We start from the raw sequence: 231 nt of genomic DNA, 5'->3' as shown, positions 1-231 counted from the left end.
CAATGGCGCTGGACCCGCAGTCGTTCGACGCCGTCGTCGCGGCGGGCAACGTCATGGTGGTCCACGCCCCGGGGACCGAGTCGAGGGTGCTTCGGCGCTGGCACGACGCGGTGGTGCCGGGCGGGGGAGTGATCCTCGGCTTCGCGACGGATCGCGAGTACAGCGTCGACCGTGCGGAAGGTGATCTCGTCGCCGCGGGTGTCACTGCGATACAACGGTTCTCCTCGTGGT

Annotated in this window: 1 pseudogene; it reads left to right on the top strand. The window is 69.3% G+C overall.

Annotated elements, in window-relative coordinates:
* A pseudogene (locus AC0IX4_RS23425) lies at window positions 1–231 on the top strand (SAM-dependent methyltransferase); the annotation flags it as partial.

The organism is Rhodococcus sp. AC861 (assembly GCF_979256035.1).
The sequence above is the reverse complement of the archived record's forward strand: the minus strand, read 5'-3'. Positions and strand labels throughout refer to the sequence as shown.